The organism is Mycobacterium sp. RTGN5, assembly GCF_033804465.1.
Classification (GTDB): Bacteria; Actinomycetota; Actinomycetes; order Mycobacteriales; family Mycobacteriaceae; genus Mycobacterium.
The window spans coordinates 2,375,444-2,393,965 of record NZ_JAPZLA010000001.1; the positions used below are offsets into that span (position 1 = coordinate 2,375,444).

An 18,522-nucleotide genomic window follows, 5' to 3' on the forward strand; every position below is an offset into this window, starting at 1 on the left:
CAGTCGAACGTGCGAACCTGGGAAAACCGCTATCGGATGACCGGGGGCTCGTGCGCCCGCACCGGTGGCAGCGGACCGTCGAACTTCTCGACCTGAACCAGCACGGCGGCACCGGTGCAGCCACGAGCGAGCGACGAGGTGCCGATGTCGTCGGTCAGGACGTTCGGATTGCCGTGCACGCACATCGAATCCGGATCTGCCGGGTCCAGCGGGTCGTACCAGGCTCCGGTCGATAACTGCACCACCCGGGGCCGTAGCGCCTCGTCGATGACGACCCCGGCCAGGCAGGATCCGCGGTCGTTGAACACCCGCACTACGTCGCCGCCGGCCAGCTCGCGCTCCGCGGCATCGCTGGGATGGATCCGGAGTGGTTCGCGCCCTTGAATTTTCGCGTCCTGGCTCACCGCGCCGCCGTCGAGCTGGCCGTGCAACCGGGTGGCGGGCTGGTTGGCGATGAGATGCAGGGGGAAGCTGTCGGCGCGCCGCCCGCCGAGCCACTCGGAGGGCTCGTACCAGCGCGGGTGTCCGGCGCAGTCGGCATAGCCGAAGCTGTCGATGTCCTGGGAGAAGATCTCGATCCTGCCGCTCGGGGTGGCCAGCCGATGCGCCAGCGGATCGGCCCGGTAGTCGGCCAGCAGGGTCAGGCCCGACTCGATCGGAAGTCGGAGGAAGCCGTCGGCCCAGAACTGGTCGAAGTCGGGGACAGTGAAATCGATTTCCGCCGACCACTTTTCATACATGTGTTCCAGCCACTGCCGCGCAGTCCGGCCTTCGGTGAACTGCTCGCCGAATCCCAAGCGGTCGGCCAGCGCGGCAAAGGTCGCGTAGTCGTCGCGGGACTCCGCATAGGGCGGCGCCAGCGCCGGCATCGCCACCAGCAGCGGGTCATTGCGTGAGCCGGAGTAGTCGTCCCGTTCGAACGCGGTGGTGGAGGGGACGACGATGTCGGCGTGCCGGGCCATCGGCGTCCAGTACGGATCGTGCACCACGACGGTGTCGACACGCGCCAGCGCGCGACGCAGCCGGGGCAGATTCTGGTGGTGGTGAAAGGGATTGCCGCCCGCCCAGTACACGCATTTGATATCGGGGTAGGTCAGGGTGCGCCCGTCGTAGGTGAACGACTCGCCGGGATGCAGCAACATGTCGCTGATCGCCGCGACCGGGATGAACGTCCGCACCGGATTGTGGCCCTGCGGTAGCGAGGGCAGCCGAACCCGCACCGGCGGCAGCCCCGGCTCGTTCATCGAGCCGTAGCCGTGGCCGAAACCGCCTCCCGGAAGGCCGATTTGGCCCAGCATGGCGGCCAGGGTCAGCCCCATCCACGGGGCCTGCTCGCCGTGGCGCAGGCGTTGCAGCGACCAGCTGACGGTGACGATCGTGCGCTGTGCGGCCATCGTCGTCGCCAATTCGGTCAGTACCGCCGCGTCGATGCCGCAGATATTCGCGGCCCACTCCGGAGATTTCGGCTGGCCGTCGTCGGCACCGAGCAGATAGCGCTCGAAGCGCTCGTAGCCGGTGCAGTAGGTATCGAGGAACGCACGGTCGGCGAGGTCCGCGGTGGCCAGCACATAGGCCAGGCCCAACATGATCGCCACGTCGGTGCCGGGAACGGCGGGCAGCCACCGGCAGTCGCCCTCGACATCGCTGCGCAGCGGACTGATCGAGACGATGCTCCCGCCCTTGTCGCGAAACCGCTGCAACGCCCCTCGTGCTGGGTGTCCGGTGGTGCCGCCGTGATTGATCCCGGTGTTCTTCAGGTTCACCCCGCCGAAGCACACCAGCAGGTCGGTGTGTTCGACGATGACGTTCCACTCCGTGGATCGCTTGAACAGGTCGTCGTGCGTGCCGACCACCCGCGGCATGATCACCCCGGTCGCGCCCAGGCTGTAGGAGTGCCGCGAAAAGGTGTAGCCGCCAAGAAGTTTCAGGAATCGATGCACCTGGCTCTGGGCGTGGTGGAAGCGGCCCGCGCTGGCCCAGCCGTAGGAGCCGCCGTAGATGGCCTCGTTGCCGTGAGTGTCGACCACGCGGCGCAGCTCGGTGGCGAGCAGGTCGGCGAGCTCGTCCCAGCCCACGGCGACGAATTCGTCTGCTCCGCGCGCGGTGCTGGGCCCTGGCCCGTCGCGCAGCCACCCGCGGCGGACGGCGGGCGTGGCGATCCGGGACGGGTGCCGCAGGGAGCCCGGGATGTTGCCGAGCAGGGGAGAGGGGTCGGCATCGCCGGGGATAGGTGTTACCGCGGTGATCTCGCCGTCGGCCAACGTCGCGCTGAAGGCACCCCAGTGCGTCAGGCTGGTGGGGTTTTCCCGCATGTCAGGAGTTTATGTGCCGGCAGGCGGAACAGGCCGCCAGGCGACCAACCATCCGGTTGGTCTATTCTCGTCAGGAACCCCAGTGCCGTCCGGAGGGAAGAAATGGCTGTCGAGAAGAACGCAACCGTCAAGTACGAGCGGACCCTGTTCGAGCCCGAACATGACCTGTTCCGCGAGTCTTACCGGGCCTTCCTCGACCGCCACGTCGCGCCCTTCCACGAGGAGTGGGAGAAGGACAAGATCGTCGACCGCGGGGTCTGGCTCGAGGCCGGTAAGCAGGGCTTTCTGGGCATGGCCGTGCCGGAGGAGTACGGCGGCGGCGGCAACGCGGACTTCCGCTACAACGTGATCCTGACCGAGGAGACCGCAGCCGGGCGGTACAGCGGGCTCGGATTCGGCCTGCACAACGACATCATCGCGCCGTATCTGCTGGAGTTGACCACCGAGGAGCAGAAGCAGCGCTGGCTGCCCAAGTTCTGCAGCGGCGAATACATCACCGCGATCGCGATGACCGAACCCGGCACCGGTAGCGACCTGCAGGGCATCAAGACCCGGGCGGTCAAAGACGGCGATCACTACATCCTCAACGGCTCCAAGACGTTCATCACCAACGGCATCAACGCCGACCTGGTGATCGTGGTGGCCCAGACCGACCCCGAGAAGGGTGCGCAAGGCTTCTCACTGCTGGTCGTCGAGCGCGGCATGGAGGGCTTCGAGCGCGGCCGGCATCTCGACAAGATCGGCCTGGACGCACAGGACACCGCTGAGCTGTCGTTCACCGACGTCAAGGTGCCCGCCGAGAATCTGCTCGGGGAGCAGGGCCTTGGATTCATCTACCTGATGCAGAACCTGCCGCAGGAGCGCCTCAACATCGCGGTGATGGCGGCCGCGGCAATGGAGAGCGTGCTCGAGGAGACCCTGAAGTACACCAAGGAGCGCAAGGCTTTCGGCAAGCCGATCGGCAGCCAGCAGAACAGTCGCTTCCTGTTGGCCGAATTGTCCACCGAGGCCACCGCCGTGCGCATCATGGTCGACGAGTTCATTCGGTTGCACCTGGACGGAAAGCTCTCCGCCGAGCAGGCGTCGATGGCGAAGTGGTACGCCACCGAGAAGCAGGTTTACCTCGTCGATCGCTGCCTGCAATTACACGGCGGCTATGGCTATATGCGCGAATATCCGGTTGCGCGGTCCTTCCTGGACGCCCGGGTTCAGACGATTTATGGCGGGACGACCGAAATCATGAAGGAGATCATCGGTCGCAGCCTGGGCGTGTAGTCCAGGCCATTGGAATTGTCTGGGCATCTGACTCAGGCCGCAGGGCTGACCTGGGAGTTCCGCTCCCCGAAAGCCGCTATTGAGGACCCGGTGACGCGAATTTCGCGGCTTTGTGCTCGACTTTCTCCAGCATTACCGCTTTCCACGTGTGGCATATCTAGGGAAACGCCGCGTGTCGTGAAGTGCTGACGCACAGTTGGCACGGAGGATAAGGGGAAGCATCTTGACCGAAACCGCGGGGAGAGTGCATGACCTGGCTTGGAAGTCGTCTCAGTAGAGGCGTCGGGAAGATGGCGCTCGCCGCCGTCGCAACGGCTACAGCGGCTCTGCTGTTCGCGCCCGGGGCGATCGCTACCCCCGACACCGATGCAAGTGACGCGATCGACCAGGCCTGGCAGGCCGCCGGCGGCGACGGCTCTCCGGTAGGTACCAAGGACGGCGACGCCTACGCGGTCGGCGACGGGTTCGCCCAGAACTTCAGTGGCGGCAAGATCTTCTTCACCCCGGCGACCGGCGCGCACCTTCTGTTCGGTCCGATCCTGGACACGTACCAGGCTCAGGGCGGTCCCGCTGACAGCGACCTCGGTTTCCCGACCATCGACGAGGTCGCGGGCCTGGTGGGTCCGGACAGCCGGGTCAGCACGTTCAGCGCCACCGACAAACCGGCGATCTTCTGGACGCCGGACACCGGCGCGTGGGTGGTGCGCGGCGCGATCAACGCGGCATGGGACAAGCTCGGCGGCTCAGCCGGCACCATGGGCGTACCCACCGGCGCTGAGACCTTCGACGGCAACGTGGTGAACCAGAAGTTCACCGGCGGTGAGATCTCCTACGACAACAGCTCCAAGACGTTCACCACGGTGCCCGCCGAGCTGGCCAACAACCTCGCCGGTGTCGAGGTCCCGACCGACGCGACGACGGCGATCAACGAGGCGTGGCGCGCCGCGGGCGGGCTCTCGGGGTCGCTCGGTGCCCGGCAGGGCGCCCAAAGTCCCGTCGGCACCGACGGCGCCGTGCAGGACTACACCGGCGGCAAGATCTTCTACTCACCGGCGACGGGCGCACACGCGGTGACGGGCGCGATCCTGTCGAAGTACGAGGCGCAGGGTGGACCGACCGGCGATCTCGGCCTGCCGGCCGGCACCGAGGCCGACGGGGGCGCCCCGAACAGTCGTGTCAGCGCGTTCAGCGCCGCCGACAAGCCGGTGATCTTCTGGACGCCCGACAACGGCGCCATCGTGGTGCGCGGTGCGATCAACGCCGCGTGGGCGAAGCTGGGCGGGGCGGGCGGCAAGCTCGGCGTGCCGACCGGCGAGCAGAGCGCCAACGGCGACACCGTGACGCAGAAGTTCAGCGGTGGCGAGATCTCCTTCAACAAGTCCGGCAACAAGTTCACCACCAAACCGCCGGAGCTGGCCGGGCAGTTGGCTGGGGTGCAAGTGCCCAACGCGACCGGGCCGCAGGCGGGTTCGGCGGCGCCGAAGTCCGGCAACGGCTTCACCTGGCACTGGTGGTGGCTGCTGATCATCATTCCGGCGCTGTTGCTGGTCGCGGTGATCGCCCTGGGTCTGCTCTGGCTGCAGCGGCGGCGTAGCACCGAAATCGAGGTCGACGACGACTTCCACGATTCGGAATACGACGACGATGACGATCACTGGCCGGGAGAGCACGAGGATTCCACGGGTGTTTTGGCGCCTGACCGCTTTTCGACGTATCCCGATGGCGGCCGCGTGCAGGTCGCCCAGGCGCCCGGGTTCTCCTGGGCGCAGCCGGGTGGCGACGAGAAGTCGCAGCCTGGGCCCGAGGACGTGTTCGATGGGGATCAGGACTCGATCGACACCACGCCGACGCTCATTCCCGCCGAGCCCGTGGATTCCGACGAGACGGACGCAGCCGAGGCCGCCGAGGTACCCGTCGAGCATGAATATGCCGAGATCGAGGAGATCGAGGACGACGACGAGGCCGCTGATTCGGGGCGCCATGCAGTGGTGAACCTTGGTGAGTCACAGTCGATGTGGCGACTCGACATGGGCGACCTCGGTAAGCCGCGCGGGCGCCGTCGCGCCGCCGAGCCAGAAGCCGAGCCGGAGCCAGAGGAGTTCGCCGAGGCGGAGTTCGTCGACGAGCAGGTCCCCGAGGATCTCGACGACGACGATCAATCGGTCACTGCGCCGGCAGAGATTCTGCAGTCCGATGTCTCGGCTGGGGCTGCCTCGTCGCGTCCGGCGATCCACCTTCCGCTCTCTGATCCGTATCAGGCACCCGAGGGTTACGTGATCAAGGCCAACACCCATTCGGGGCTCTACTACACCCCGGATTCGGCCCTCTACGACCACACCGTGCCCGAAGTATGGTTCGCCAGTGAGGAACTCGCTCAGGCGAACGGGTTCCTCAAGGCGGAGTGAGCTGCGCCCCTGATCGAGGCGGAGTGTCCGCTAGATCTTGCGGATGACGGTGACGACCTTGCCGAGGATCGCGGCCTCGTTACCGGGAATCGGGTCGAACGCCGGGTTGTGGGGCATCAACCAGACCTGACCGCTGGTGCGTTTGAACGTCTTCACGGTGGCTTCGCCGTCGATCATCGCCGCGACGATATCGCCGTTGTCGGCCACGTTCTGCTGGCGGATGACCACCCAGTCGCCGTCGCAGATCGCGGCGTCGATCATGGATTCGCCGACGACCTTGAGCAGGAAGAGCGAGCCCTCACCGACGAGCTCCTTCGGTAGCGGGAAGACGTCCTCGACGGCCTCCTCGGCCAGGATCGGGCCGCCGGCGGCGATCCGGCCCAGCACCGGCACGAACGTCGGCTCGGGAAGTGCGTCCGAGCCGTCGACGTCGGTGCGCACCGCTGTCACCTCGTCGGTGCCGCGCACGTCCACGGCGCGCGGGCGGTTGGCGTCGCGGCGCAGGTAGCCCTTGCGCTCGAGGGTGCGCAGCTGGTGCGCCACCGACGACGTCGAGGTGAGGCCGACGGCATCGCCGATCTCGCGGATGCTCGGGGGATAGCCGCGGGTGGTGACCGAGGAGCGGATCACGTTGAGGATGGTTCGCTGCCGCTCGGTCAGCCCGGGATCGGTGCTTGATCTCGGTGTGTCGGTGCCTGATAGCTCAGTGCGGTCGCTCATGCGCCCGAATGTAGTCGTGCTGGCATCGATAATCAAACACTTGTTCGACGCCTGCGTGTCGCGCCCGATGATCGTGCAGGTGGCCACCCGAATCTAGGCACATCAAAACTTGTCGGTGGCCGGATTTATTCTTCAGACACGCTCGCTCACATGTTCGGTTTTCGAACGCATGATCGAGTACAGTTCGAACACAAGAGCGAACAGTGGGCGTCTTGGAGGAAGGAAGCAGACGTGACCGTTATCGACGATCGGCAGGTTTTCCCATCAGCACCGGTGCGGCCGATGCGCCCCCGGGCGGCGGTCAGGTCCGCCGCGCCGGTTCGGGGTCGCCCGGTCCGTCCGCGCGCCCACCGGCCGTACCCGGCGCACCCGGCCATCGCGCCGATGCGCTACCCCGGCACCGGCGTCGCATTCTCGCGGGCGCCGCACGCGCGCCGGCCGGTGAGTACCGCCGTCACCATCGCGCTGGCCGCGGTGGCCGCGCTCATCACCCTCTGGCTGGGGCTGGTGGGTCATCTCAGTGGCACGCCGACGGCCGCCACCGATCAGTTGCCGGATCAGCTCGCCGTGGTTCAGGTGCAGGCGGGGGAGACCCTGCAACACCTCGCCGGCCGGGTGGCGCCCGACGCGCCCGCCGGGCAGGTCATGCAGCGCATCCGCGACCTGAACAAGCTCGATTCGGCTTCGCTGGACGCCGGACAGACCCTCATCGCGCCCATCGGGTGACCACCCGGCGCGGCATGGCTGTCCAAAACGTGTGCCGGACAAGCGGCCTCGATGGCCGCGGGCTCGTTGGTCCCAGTTTCCGGGACGTGGCCGCTCGACGGACGGCGCAGGTAGGCTCTGGGTGGCTCGAAGCATCGAGCTGCGGCGGAGGCGAAGGAGCGGTCATGCATTGTCCGTTCTGTCGCCATCCCGACTCCCGGGTGGTCGACTCCCGAGAAGCCGATGAGGGCCAGGCCATTCGGCGGCGCCGATCCTGCCCGGAGTGCGGGCGGCGGTTCACCACCGTCGAGACCGCGGTGCTGGCGGTCGTCAAACGCAGTGGCGTCACCGAGCCATTCAGCCGGGAGAAGGTCATCAGCGGGGTGCGCCGGGCATGCCAGGGCCGCGACGTCGACGACGACGCGCTGAACCTGCTGGCTCAGCAGGTCGAGGACAGTGTGCGGGCCGCCGGTTCCCCCGAAATCCCCAGCAACGAGGTCGGCCTGGCCATTCTCGGCCCGCTGCGCGAACTCGACGAGGTCGCCTACCTGCGATTCGCCTCGGTGTACCGCTCATTCAGCTCCGCCGAGGACTTCGAGCGCGAGATCGAAGCGCTGCGCGCGCATCGCGCCGTCGGCACCTCCGGCTGAACCGCCGTCAGCCCAGCTGCCGCACGCCGTCGCTGACCACCCGGCCGGCCACCAAGACCCATCCTTCGGAGTTCCACGTCGTATAGATCTGCGATCCCTTGCCCTGGGTGATCGTCAGGTCCCGGCTCAGGTAGTCGGTGATCCGCGCCGCCGCGGAGCCGGTCGCCTCGTCCTCCGCCACACCGAGGTCGGTGGCGAACATCCGCGATCGGATGTGCCCGCCGTCGCGATCGAGCCAAGCCCACAGGTAGTGCTCGACATCGTCGGGGTAGTCGTCCGGGTCGCTGGCCAGCAGGTCGTCCACCGAATCCAGTTCCTGAATGGCGAACTCCGGTGACCATTCCGCCCGCGCCCGCACGACAGTGAGGGTGTCGTCGTGGCTGATCTGCACGATGCCGGCCGGCACTTGCAGGGTATTGACCGGCGTGCCGCGTTCTCGCAGCCACCACGCCGCGCCCACGGTCGGGTGCCCGGCGAACGGCAACTCGATGGCCGGAGTGAAGATGTGTGCCTGCGCGGTCGTCGACCCGTTGTTCGGCAGGTCGATGAATATTGTTTCGCTATAACCCAATTCGGTGGCTATGCGCTGGCGCTCAGCGGCGGGCACCGTCGACGCGTCGACCACGCCGAGCGGATTGCCGAAGTTGCCACGCGCATCGGTGAACACCCGCAACACGGTCACGTCGACGGTCATATTTCGACTTTACGACGCCCGTGGCGGACGGTGGCGGGTAGAGCGTCAGGTAGCGCTGCGCTCGTCGGTGCCCATGGCGTCGAGCACCGCCACCCGGGTGTCGAGGGTGCCGGTGACCAAACGTTCGGACAGGCCGGTGCGTAACAGTTCGCGCAGCACATCCTGGTCGTAGTCGGCGGGCTCGGTGGAGTCGATGAACCGCTCGACGACCTCCACGAAACGGTCGGGGTCGTCATGGAACGGGAAGTGCCCGGAGCGGGCGAAGATCTCGAGCCGGGAACCCGGCATAGCAGAGTGGGCCATCCGGGCGTGGCTGACCGGGATCATCGCGTCCTGGTCACCCCAAATGAGTTGCACTGGAACGGATTCGGTCAAATAACATCGGTCGAGCATGGTCACTACCTGCCCACGCCAATCCACCACAGAGCGCAAGGTGCGGGTGAACGCCGACGACGCGGTCGGTTCAGGCAGATCGGTCAGGATGCGCAGCGCATCGGGCAGGTCGCGGCCCAGTCCTGTCGAGCCGAAGACCGTGCCCAGCGCTCGCCCGGCGATCTGCAGCGCGGGCAGCACCAGCGGCAGCCGCAGCAGCGCCAATGCCTCCCCGCCCAGCGGTAGTGAGGCGGCACGCAGCGCGATGTTGACGTCCTTGGTCACTCCGCCGGCGCCGATCAGGATCAGCCGTTCCACCAATTGCGGGTATTGGTAGACGAATTGCATCGCCACACCGCCGCCCAGTGAATGCCCGACCACGGTGACCTTGTCGACCTCGAGGACACCGAGCAGATCGCGCATGCCGTTGGCGTAGGCCGCCACCGAATAATCGGCGCGCGGTTTGTCCGACTGGCCGTGCCCCAGCAGATCCGGGGCGATGACGGTGAAGCGTTGAGCGAGCTTGCTGTGCACCGAATGCCACGTCGTCGAGTTGTCGCCGATCCCGTGGATCAGCAGCAGCGTGGGACCCGACCCGGCCACCCGGAACGCCCGCCGATACCCGTGGATGGTCCGGAAATGCAGCGTGGGCGTCACATCCCGCACGGGCTGCAGATTGGGCTTTCGCTGCGTCATGTGCAACCCCGTCGTCGGTGCGGTGGGACTTCGCTAGGTATCCCCGTTGTCGGTGAAACCATCTTTGAACTCGTCGGCGTGCTGGGCCAGGAATCGCTCGAATTCCGCACCCAATTCGTCACCGCTGGGCAGATCCTCATCGCGAGCCAGAAGCGATCGGTTGTCTTGAGCGGCAACGAAAGCATCGTACTGGCGCTCCAGCGCGCTCACCACTTGAGAGACCTCGGGCGAGGCCTCTACCTGCTCGTCGATCTTGGTGCGGATGCCCGCGCCGGCGTCGGTCAGCGCACGCAGCGGCACCTGCAGCGAAGTCAGCTTGGCCACCTGCTCCAGCAGTGCCTCGGCCGCCGCCGGGAAGTCGGTCTGGGCCAGATAGTGCGGCACGTGGACGGTGAACCCGACGACTTCGTGGCCGTGCTGGCCCATCCGGTATTCGAGCAGGTTGGACACGCTGCCGGGGACCTGCACCTCGCCGACCCACGGGGTGAACTCGGTGATCAGCTCGCGATTGTTGGAGTGCGCGGTGAGCGTCACCGGACGGGTGTGGGGGACAGCCATCGGGATCGTGCCCAGCCCGATGGTCTGGCGCACCCCGAGCCGCTCGGCAAGCAGCCGCACGGCGGTCACGAACCGCTCCCACTTCAGGTCCGGCTCCATGCCTGCGAGCAGCAGAAACGGCGTGCCAAGGCTGTCGCGCAGGGCGTACAGGTTCAGCTGCGGATCGTCGTAGTCGGTGAAGTGGTCGGTCTTGAACGTCATCAGGGGGCGACGGGACCGGTAATCCAGCAGATCGTCGATCGCGAACGAGGCCACCAACTCCGTGTCGAGCTTGCTCTTCAGATGCTCGGCGGCCAGGTGAATGGCGTGGCCGGCGTCGGAGAACCCTTCGAGAGCATGGATCATCACGGGTCCACGCCCGTCGGCAGCGGACAGTTGGGGCGCCGGAAACTCGAGTTCGTACAGTCCGGTCTGCTCGGGTTGGTACTGCTGTCCTTGCTCGTCAGTCATCGTCTCCGCCTCCTCGCGGTGCCCGGGCGCGGTGCCGCGCCCTTGTACCGTGACACCCAGTGTCTCTTAGATTCGGGCCTGCGCCATCGATAGCGCCTGTGTTGCACAACGCAGGTGCGGTGCCCGTCGTTCCCCGATGGCTGTGAACGCGGCGGGTCCCCAACCCCCGCATCAGGCATGATCGTGCAGATGCGGACGGTTTCGGCGGCACTGAACCTGGCGGTAGCCACGGTGCTGGTGGCCGGCTGCCACACATCGGCAGGGCCCCCGGTCAGGGCTGCCGAGGCCGCCGTCGCACGGTCCCTGACCAAGAGTGCTCAGCCGGTGACGCCCCGACCGGCGGTGGGGGCGCTGTTCCTCGGCGGCACCGATGCCCACACCTGCACCGCGTCCGTGGTCCGTTCTGCGCCCCAGAATCTGATCCTGACCGCGGCGCACTGCCTGACCGCGGGCGTCCCTGTCACCTTTGTGCCGGCGTTCGACGACAAGGCCGCCCCCGATGACGTGTGGACCGTCGACGCCGTCTACCTCGATCCCCGCTGGCTCGCCTCCCAGGATCCCAAGGCCGACTACGCGTTCGCGCGGGTCAGCCGCTCGGCGGGCGGGGCTGTCGAATCGGTCGCCGGCCAGGCTCTGACGCTGGGTGTGGCACCGGGTGATCCCGCGCCGGTGACGGTGGTCGGGTACCCGTTGGGGGTCGGTGGATCGCCGCTGGCCTGCGACACCAGCGCGGTCATGGCCTCCGGCGGATACCCGTCCCTGCGCTGCGGCGGGCTGGTCGACGGCACGAGCGGAGGCCCGTGGATCACGGGCTCGACGGTGGTCGGGGTGATCGGCGGCCGCGACGGTGGCGGCTGCCAGGACAACATCTCCTATTCGCCGCCGTTCGACGCGGCGACGGCCGCCCTGTTGACCCGGGCTGAGGCAGGCGGTCCGGGAGACGACGCGCCTGCGGCGTTCGACGGCGACTGCTGAGTTACTTGCGGAACTGGTTCAGCGCCCGCAGCTTGTTCATCACGTCCAGCGCGGCGGTCTTGTAGGCCTCCGAGAACGTCGGGTAGTTGAAGACGGCGTCGACGAGGTATTCGATCGTTCCGCCGCAGCCCATCACCGCCTGGCCGATGTGCACCAGCTCGGTGGCGGCAGTGCCGAAGATGTGGACGCCCAGCACCTTCAGGTCCTCGGTGGACACCAGCAGCTTCAACATGCCGTACGAGTCGCCGGCGATCTGGCCGCGGGCCAGCTCGCGGTAGCGGGACACCCCGACCTCGTAGGGGATGGAATCCTTGGTCAGCTCCTGCTCGGTGGCGCCGACGTAGGACACCTCGGGGATCGAGTAGATGCCGATCGGCTGCAGCTTGGTCATGCCGGCTGTCGGCTCACCGAAGGCGTGGTACGCGGCGAGCCGGCCCTGCTCCATCGACGTGGCGGCCAGGGCCGGGAAGCCGATGACGTCGCCGACGGCGTAGATGTGGTCGACCTTGGTCTGGAACGTCCTGTCGTCGACAAAGATCCGGCCGCGGTTGTCGGCCTCCAGGCCGGCGTTCTCCAGGTCGAGGTGATCGGTCTGGCCCTGCCGCCCGGCGGAGTACATGACGGTCTCGGCCGGAATCTGCTTGCCACTGGCCAGTGTTGTCACGGTGCCGGCCGAACCGACGTCGACGGCGGTCACCGCCTCACCGAACCGGAACGTCACCGCCAGATCGCGCAGGTGGAAGCGCAGCGCCTCGACAATCTCGGGGTCGCAGAAGTCGAGCATCGTGTCGCGCTTCTCCACGACGGTGACCTTGGTGCCCAGCGCGGCGAACATGGAGGCGTACTCGATGCCGATGACTCCGGCGCCGACCACCACCATCGAGGTCGGGATGTTTTTCAGGTCGAGGATGCCGTCGGAGTCCAGCACCCGGTTCTCGTCGAATTCGATCCCGGCGGGCCGCGCCGGTTTGGTGCCGGTCGCGATGACGACATAGCGGCCGCTGATGGTGAAGTGTTCGGCCCGGGTGGGGTCCTCGATGATCAGGTTGTGCTCGTCGAGGAACCGGCCACGGCCCATGTAGAGCTCGACACCGTTGCGCATCAACTGGTTTCGGATGACGTCGACTTCTTTGCCGATCACATGCTGGGTGCGGGCGAGCAGATCGGCCGGCGTGATCTTGTCCTTGACCCGGTAGCTGGCTCCGTAGAGCTCGCGCTGACTCATGCCGGTCAGGTACAGGACGGCCTCGCGCAGCGTCTTGGAGGGGATCGTGCCGGTCTGGACGCAGACACCGCCGATCATGTGGCCCCGCTCGATAACGGCCACCGACTTGCCCAGCTTGGCCGCGGCGATGGCGGCTTTCTGGCCGCCGGGACCCGAGCCGATGACGACGAGATCGTATTCCAAACCCATGAGGACAAGATGTACGCCGGTTTGCCGAATCTCGCATGCCGACGATGTCAATACGACATGAACGATCGGCGTTTTCGCCGCATCGTCGCTGATCCCCAGCCCCGACTTCATCCACAGGGCCGGGCCGCCGCGGGCGGGGCGGCGCGGTTTCGACGGTGCTGATTGACAGCGTCACACCCATGACCACACACGAACCTGGCTATCGCTTCACTCGACCGGGCGCGCTGATCGCCGCCTTGCCCGCCGTTCTCGGCTTCGCGCCGGAACGGTCACTGGTGCTGGTGTCCCTCGAGCACGGCGAGATGGGTGCGGTGATGCGCCTGGACTTGGCCAAGGCGCTCGACGGCGACCTCAGCCACCTGGCCGAGCTCGCGTCCAATTCGGGCGCGGACACGGTGGTCGCGGTGATCGTGGACGCCGACGGCGCCCAATGTCCCATGTGCAACCAGGATTACCGCGACCTGTGCGCCGAGCTGACGTCGGCGCTGTCCGCACGAGACGTAGATCTCGATGCGGCCCATGTCGTCGACCGGGTCGAAGCAGGCGGGCGCTGGCATTGCGTCGACGGGTGTGGGGCATCCGGTGCGGTGGACGATCCGATGGCGTCCCCGTTGGCGGCTGCCGCCGTGCTCGACGGGCGCCGGCTCTACCGGCGCAGGGCCGATCTGCAGGCGGTGGTCGCGGTGGCCGACGAAAAACGCAGTGCGGCATTGGTACCGGTGATCTCCGAACGTGGCGAGGCGCGCGAGGCGGACTGGCGCACCGATCCCGACGGCTGCGGCCGTCGCGATGTGGAGGCGGCGATGGCTCTCGGCGTCCGGGTGTGCGACGGCGGAGAGTTGGACGATGCCGAGCTGGCGCGCCTGGCCTGCGCGCTGACCGACATCGCGGTCCGCGACACGCTGTATGCATTGGCCGTCGGCGCCGACGCCGCGCGGGCCGAGGCATTGTGGGCGCTGCTGGCGCGCACGCTTCCCGAGCCGTGGCGAATCGAAGCGCTTGTGCTGCTGGCCTTTTCGGCCTACGCCCGCGGTGACGGTCCGCTGGCCGGGCTCTCGCTGGAGGCGGCGCTACGCAGCGACCCTGAACACCGGATGGCCGACATGCTCGACACCGCGCTGCAATCCGGCATGCGACCCCAGCAGATTCGTGAGCTGGCAAGCACCGGGTATCGGCTCGCCAAGCAGCTCGGGGTACGGCTTCCGCCGCGACGGTCGTACGGCCGCCGCGCGGTCTAACGCCGAGCTAGACCTTCTCGACCTTGACCGCGTGGGCCATTTCGTGGGGGAGTTGCACGTTCTCGTGGCCGGCGATGACGATCGTCACGCTGCCGGACGGGCTGTTCTCGACCTGCACCCGCGCATTGGGCACCACGCCGGCGTCCTTGAGCATGCCGATCAGCTCCACGTCGCCCTGGACGTGTTCGGTCAGCTGGCGGACCACCACGGCGACGGGGGTGCCGGGCGGCAGCTCGGTCAGTCGCACCAGATGGGCGTCCTCGCGCTGGAGCATTTCCAGCCCCAGCAGGGACAGGCCCGGAATGGGGTTGCCGAAGGGGGACACCGTGGGGTCGTCGAGAACCTGAACCAGGCGGCGCTCGACGTCCTCGCTCATCACGTGCTCCCACTTGCAGGCCTCGGCGTGCACCTCTTCCCACGGCAGCCCGATCACGTCGACCAGCAGCCGCTCGGCGAGCCGGTGCTTGCGCATCACCGACACGGCCAGCCCGCGGCCCTTGTCGGTCAGTTCGAGGTGCCGGTCGCCGGCCACGTGCAGCAGGCCGTCGCGCTCCATGCGCGCCACCGTCTGGCTCACCGTCGGGCCGCTCTGGTCGAGCCGCTCTGCAATGCGCGCGCGCAGTGGGATCACGCCCTCTTCCTCGAGGTCGTAGATCGTGCGGAGATACATCTCGGTGGTATCGACCAGGTCGTTCATCAGGCACCCTTCGTCGGTCCCGAGTCTACTTGGCTAGCTGGGGAAATGGTTGTGCAACACCACCGCGCGAAAGCAGTGTGCCCGCCGGCATCGCCGACGGGCACACTAAGGGGGTTGCTTAATTTAGCTGGCGTAGGACCGCAGCCGGTCAGCCCGATCGCCGTTACGCAACTTCGACATCACTTCGCGCTCGATCTGGCGCACGCGCTCGCGGGACAGACCGAACAGCTTGCCGATCTGGTCGAGAGTGCGCGGCTGGCCGTCGTCGAGGCCGAACCGCAGCCGGATCACCTGCTGCTCACGCTCATCGAGCGTGGCCAGCACGTGGCGGATGTCGGTGTGCAGCAACTCGGCGATGACGGCGTTCTCGGCCGACATGGCCTCGGAGTCCTCGATGAAGTCGCCCAGCGGGGCCTCTTCGTCGCTGCCGACCGGCATGTCGAGGCTCACCGGGTCGCGGCTGTGAGCCAGCAGATCGGCGATCTTCTCCTCCGGGATGCCCGACTCCTCGGCCAGTTCCTCATCAGTGGCCTCGCGGCCGAGGTTCTGATGCATCTCGCGCTTGATGCGCGCCAGCTTGTTGACCTGCTCGACAAGGTGCACCGGCAGCCGGATGGTGCGGCTCTGGTCGGCCATACCGCGGGTGATGGCCTGCCGGATCCACCAGGTTGCGTAGGTCGAGAACTTGAAACCCTTGGTGTAGTCGAACTTCTCCATCGCCCGGATCAAGCCCAGGTTGCCCTCTTGGATGAGGTCCAGCAGCGGCATGCCACGCCCGGTGTAGCGCTTGGCCAGCGAGACCACCAGGCGCAGGTTCGCCTCGAGGAGGTGGCTTCGGGCGGCTTGCCCGTCGCGAACCACGGTCGCCAGGTCGCGCTTGCGGTTATCGCTGAGCCTCTTGCGGGTGGCCAGCAGATGAGCGGCGAACAGGCCGGCCTCGATGCGCTTCGCCAGCTCGACCTCGTCCTCCGCGGTGAGCAGGGCGGTCTTGCCGATGCCGTTCAGATATACGCGCACCAGGTCGGCGGCAGGACTCTGGGCGTCCAGATCACTGTCGAATCGGCTAGTGGTGGCATTTGCCATGGTGGCCTCCTGATCGGCTGCAACTGTCAAACGGTTCAACGTTCGATCGGAGCAAAGAGTTCCCACCGGGCCGGCTTCTCACACCCTCTGAAGTGCGCGAATGCGGCGAAGCCCTGAGAATGTGCTGAGAAAGGACTGCTCAGGCGGTCAGCGGGAACCGTGGTCGGCGCCGCCGGCCGAGTGCGGTTGCGCCGCGGAGATCCCGGTATTGAGAGCGGGCGGTTCGGGGCGTGGGAAGAGCTGGGTCCGCCGCGGGTTGTCATTGAACCGGCGCGGTTCCTCAGCACTGCGCGGCGGGCGGTCGTTGGCGATCAACACCGCGATCCACGGCAACGGCAGCGACACCGCGATGATCGCCAGCGAAACCAGCCCGTTGTGCCACAACCCGTAGGCCCCGGCCGCCAGGATCAGTGCCGGGATCCGAAAAGACATGATCGTCAAGTACTTTCGCACCCGCCGGCGGTGCTGCTCCTCATAGGCCGGAGCGGCTGCGGTGATGAGCACGGGCCGACCTTCGTCGTCGAACCCCAGCTCACGCTTCATACACTCACTGTTCCACATTCCGAGGTCGATGGGCAGGGCAGTTTCTTACGGCCGCTCGACCGGGCACAATGTCTTCTATGCAGACTCAGACGATCGAGCGCACCGACACCGACGAACAGGTCGACGACGGCACCGATGGCGACGCGCCGAAGTTCTTCCACTACGTCAAGAAGGAAAAGATCACCGAGAGTGCCGTGATGGGCACGCACGTCGTCGCGCTGTGCGGTGAGGTGTTCCCGGTGACCAAGGCGGCCAAGCCGGGGTCGCCGGTCTGCCCGGATTGCAAGCGCGTCTACGAGAGCCTCAAGAAGGGCTGACCCCTCACGACGGGCTGACCGGGGCCTTCGCTTCGGGCTCTTCGGGCTGCGGCGCTGCCTCGTCGGGGACATCCTTGTCTGGGACATCCCCGTCTGGGACATCCCCGTCTGGGACATCCCCGTCTGGGACATCCCCGTCTGGGACATCCCCGTCTGGGACATCCTTGTCTGGGACATCCCCGTCTGGGACATCCTTGTCGCCCAACGACTTCGCCTTGCGCTGCAACCACATCCGCACCTGGTCGGCGTGCGGGGTCGGGGCCGGCCACTCCTCTTCGATGGCGGCATTGAGCTCGGCGCCGATCATGATCGCGAAGCCGAGGAAGAACGCGAACAGCAGGAACGCGATCGGCGTCGCCAGCGCCCCGTAGGTGTAGCCAGTGCTGGTGATCCAGGTCAGGTAGAACCGCAGGACCATGGTGGCGACCACGAACACCGTCGTGGCCAGGATCGCTCCCCACACCAGACGATGCGTCGGCAGCGGCTTGGGCAGCGACACCCGGTAGAGGATCGTCACCGCCAGCACCAGGGCCAGAACCAGGGCGGGGTAGTAGCCGTATTGCAGGACGTTGTCCCAGCTGTCCGGCAGGTACGACGAAATCTTGCGCGGACCGAGCGCGACCAAGGGCGCCGCGGCGATGACGAACACCAGCATCACCACGTAGAGACCCAGCGCGAAGAACCGCTGCCGCACCGGATGGCGCAGCGGGGTCTGATCGTGGGCTTCCACCACCGAATCCACGAACGCCGAGATAGCCGACGAGCCGGCCCACAGGCTGATCACGAAGCCCACCGAGACCACCTCGCCGCGCGCGCCCTGGATGATGTCGCGGACCGTCGGCTGGATGATCTCGTTCACCACGTTCTTGGAGAAGAAGCTGTTGGCGAAGTTGATCAGCTGGTTCTCGATCATCGGCAGGGTGTCCGGCCCGAACAGCGGTGCGATGTAGGCCAGGCTGCCGAGCACGCCCAGCAGTAGCGGGGGCAGCGACAGCACCGACCAGAATCCGGCCTGGGCCGACTCGGAGAAAATCGAGTCGTCCCAACTCTTGGACAATGTCCGTTTCGAGATCCGCCATACGTGATGGCGAGAGGGCTTGGCGGGTTGGTCACTCATGACCAGACCAGCATTCCTGACGACGGCAGTCCTGCCCAGCGACGCGGCCGTGAGTTGCTGTTATGCCTCCGACGCAGCGGCGACTTCGAGCACCGCGGCCAGCTCGACGAGCTTGGCCTGGTGCTCGTTGGCGTGGTGCTGGCAGAACAGGAGCTCGGCACCGGAAGGAAGCTTGGCGCGGACCCGGGCAGCCGCACCGCAGCGGTCGCAGCGATCAGCCTTGGTCAATTCCGGACTGGTCAGGGTCGCGTTCATTTGGGCTCCTCCGTAAGGTGCTCAGCGCTTCGGTGATTCGGTGCCA

General features: G+C 67.0%; 18 protein-coding genes. 7 read left to right on the forward strand and 11 right to left on the reverse strand.

Translation table 11 applies throughout. The features are described 5' to 3' along the window. Window positions 1–29: 29 nt before the first annotated feature. Complete coding sequence (locus SLQ31_RS11580; protein ID WP_319432395.1) at window positions 30–2,312, reverse strand: molybdopterin guanine dinucleotide-containing S/N-oxide reductase; 2,283 nt, start codon at window positions 2,310–2,312, stop codon at window positions 30–32. Between the two features lie 102 nt (window positions 2,313–2,414). Here SLQ31_RS11580 and SLQ31_RS11585 point away from each other — a divergent pair, with 102 nt between their 5' ends. Both SLQ31_RS11585 and SLQ31_RS11590 read left to right on the forward strand, forming a co-directional pair. Further along, window positions 2,415–3,587, forward strand: a complete 1,173-nt coding sequence (locus tag SLQ31_RS11585; protein WP_319432397.1) for an acyl-CoA dehydrogenase family protein — start codon at window positions 2,415–2,417, stop codon at window positions 3,585–3,587. 248 nt (window positions 3,588–3,835) lie between these two features. Continuing rightward, complete coding sequence (locus tag SLQ31_RS11590) at window positions 3,836–5,992, forward strand: hypothetical protein (protein ID WP_319432399.1); 2,157 nt, start codon at window positions 3,836–3,838, stop codon at window positions 5,990–5,992. A 30-nt stretch (window positions 5,993–6,022) separates the two neighbouring features. Here SLQ31_RS11590 and lexA read toward each other — a convergent pair whose 3' ends face one another. Further along, the gene (gene lexA, locus SLQ31_RS11595) at window positions 6,023–6,712 is read right to left on the reverse strand and encodes a transcriptional repressor LexA (RefSeq protein WP_319432401.1); all 690 of its coding nucleotides are present in this window, start codon (window positions 6,710–6,712) and stop codon (window positions 6,023–6,025) included. A 231-nt stretch (window positions 6,713–6,943) separates the two neighbouring features. Between lexA and SLQ31_RS11600 the strand changes: the two genes are divergently transcribed. Both SLQ31_RS11600 and nrdR read left to right on the forward strand, forming a co-directional pair. Further along, window positions 6,944–7,438, forward strand: a complete 495-nt coding sequence (locus SLQ31_RS11600; protein WP_319432403.1) for a LysM peptidoglycan-binding domain-containing protein — start codon at window positions 6,944–6,946, stop codon at window positions 7,436–7,438. 164 nt (window positions 7,439–7,602) lie between these two features. After that, entirely contained in the window at window positions 7,603–8,067 is a 465-nt protein-coding gene (gene nrdR, locus SLQ31_RS11605) for a transcriptional regulator NrdR (protein WP_319432405.1), read from the forward strand. Window positions 8,068–8,074: 7 nt separating this feature from the next. Here the strand turns inward: nrdR and SLQ31_RS11610 are convergent, their stop codons facing one another. From SLQ31_RS11610 to SLQ31_RS11620, 3 genes are read right to left on the reverse strand one after another with little or no spacing between them, the layout of a single operon-like run. Next, on the reverse strand, window positions 8,075–8,761 hold the full coding sequence (locus tag SLQ31_RS11610; protein WP_319432406.1) for a PhzF family phenazine biosynthesis protein: 687 nt from the start codon (window positions 8,759–8,761) through the stop codon (window positions 8,075–8,077). A 45-nt stretch (window positions 8,762–8,806) separates the two neighbouring features. Further along, complete coding sequence (locus SLQ31_RS11615; protein ID WP_319432408.1) at window positions 8,807–9,829, reverse strand: alpha/beta hydrolase; 1,023 nt, start codon at window positions 9,827–9,829, stop codon at window positions 8,807–8,809. A 33-nt stretch (window positions 9,830–9,862) separates the two neighbouring features. Next, on the reverse strand, window positions 9,863–10,837 hold the full coding sequence (locus tag SLQ31_RS11620) for a PAC2 family protein (RefSeq protein ID WP_319432409.1): 975 nt from the start codon (window positions 10,835–10,837) through the stop codon (window positions 9,863–9,865). A 189-nt stretch (window positions 10,838–11,026) separates the two neighbouring features. Between SLQ31_RS11620 and SLQ31_RS11625 the strand changes: the two genes are divergently transcribed. Beyond that, on the forward strand, window positions 11,027–11,812 hold the full coding sequence (locus SLQ31_RS11625) for a trypsin-like serine peptidase (protein WP_319432410.1): 786 nt from the start codon (window positions 11,027–11,029) through the stop codon (window positions 11,810–11,812). 1 nt (window position 11,813) lies between these two features. On the opposite strand, the gene sthA is transcribed toward SLQ31_RS11625, so the two are convergent. Further along, window positions 11,814–13,226, reverse strand: coding sequence for a Si-specific NAD(P)(+) transhydrogenase (sthA, locus tag SLQ31_RS11630; protein ID WP_319432411.1), 1,413 nt, complete (start codon window positions 13,224–13,226; stop codon window positions 11,814–11,816). A 179-nt stretch (window positions 13,227–13,405) separates the two neighbouring features. On the opposite strand from sthA, the gene SLQ31_RS11635 reads away from it, so the two are divergent. Then, window positions 13,406–14,464 (forward strand): DUF4192 domain-containing protein, encoded by a 1,059-nt coding sequence (locus tag SLQ31_RS11635; protein WP_319432412.1) that lies wholly within the window; start codon window positions 13,406–13,408, stop codon window positions 14,462–14,464. 7 nt (window positions 14,465–14,471) lie between these two features. On the opposite strand, the gene SLQ31_RS11640 is transcribed toward SLQ31_RS11635, so the two are convergent. The 3 genes from SLQ31_RS11640 to SLQ31_RS11650 all read right to left on the reverse strand — a co-directional run bounded on the left by SLQ31_RS11640 (window position 14,472) and on the right by SLQ31_RS11650 (window position 16,805). After that, entirely contained in the window at window positions 14,472–15,161 is a 690-nt protein-coding gene (locus SLQ31_RS11640; protein ID WP_319432413.1) for a metal-dependent transcriptional regulator, read from the reverse strand. Between the two features lie 123 nt (window positions 15,162–15,284). Next, window positions 15,285–16,274 carry a sigma-70 family RNA polymerase sigma factor gene (locus tag SLQ31_RS11645; RefSeq protein ID WP_319432414.1) on the reverse strand — a complete coding sequence of 330 codons (990 nt, stop codon included), beginning with the start codon at window positions 16,272–16,274 and terminating at the stop codon, window positions 15,285–15,287. A 117-nt stretch (window positions 16,275–16,391) separates the two neighbouring features. Further along, a complete protein-coding gene (locus SLQ31_RS11650; protein WP_319432415.1) occupies window positions 16,392–16,805 on the reverse strand; it encodes a DUF3099 domain-containing protein in 414 nt (137 codons plus the stop codon). A 59-nt stretch (window positions 16,806–16,864) separates the two neighbouring features. Here SLQ31_RS11650 and SLQ31_RS11655 point away from each other — a divergent pair, with 59 nt between their 5' ends. Then, window positions 16,865–17,104 carry a DUF3039 domain-containing protein gene (locus SLQ31_RS11655; RefSeq protein ID WP_319432417.1) on the forward strand — a complete coding sequence of 80 codons (240 nt, stop codon included), beginning with the start codon at window positions 16,865–16,867 and terminating at the stop codon, window positions 17,102–17,104. A 4-nt stretch (window positions 17,105–17,108) separates the two neighbouring features. Here the strand turns inward: SLQ31_RS11655 and SLQ31_RS11660 are convergent, their stop codons facing one another. Together SLQ31_RS11660 and SLQ31_RS11665 are read right to left on the reverse strand one after the other, a co-directional pair. Continuing rightward, the gene (locus SLQ31_RS11660; RefSeq protein WP_319432419.1) at window positions 17,109–18,221 is read right to left on the reverse strand and encodes a YihY/virulence factor BrkB family protein; all 1,113 of its coding nucleotides are present in this window, start codon (window positions 18,219–18,221) and stop codon (window positions 17,109–17,111) included. A gap of 60 nt (window positions 18,222–18,281) precedes the next feature. Further along, window positions 18,282–18,476 (reverse strand): hypothetical protein, encoded by a 195-nt coding sequence (locus tag SLQ31_RS11665; RefSeq protein ID WP_319432420.1) that lies wholly within the window; start codon window positions 18,474–18,476, stop codon window positions 18,282–18,284. Window positions 18,477–18,522 lie beyond the last annotated feature (46 nt).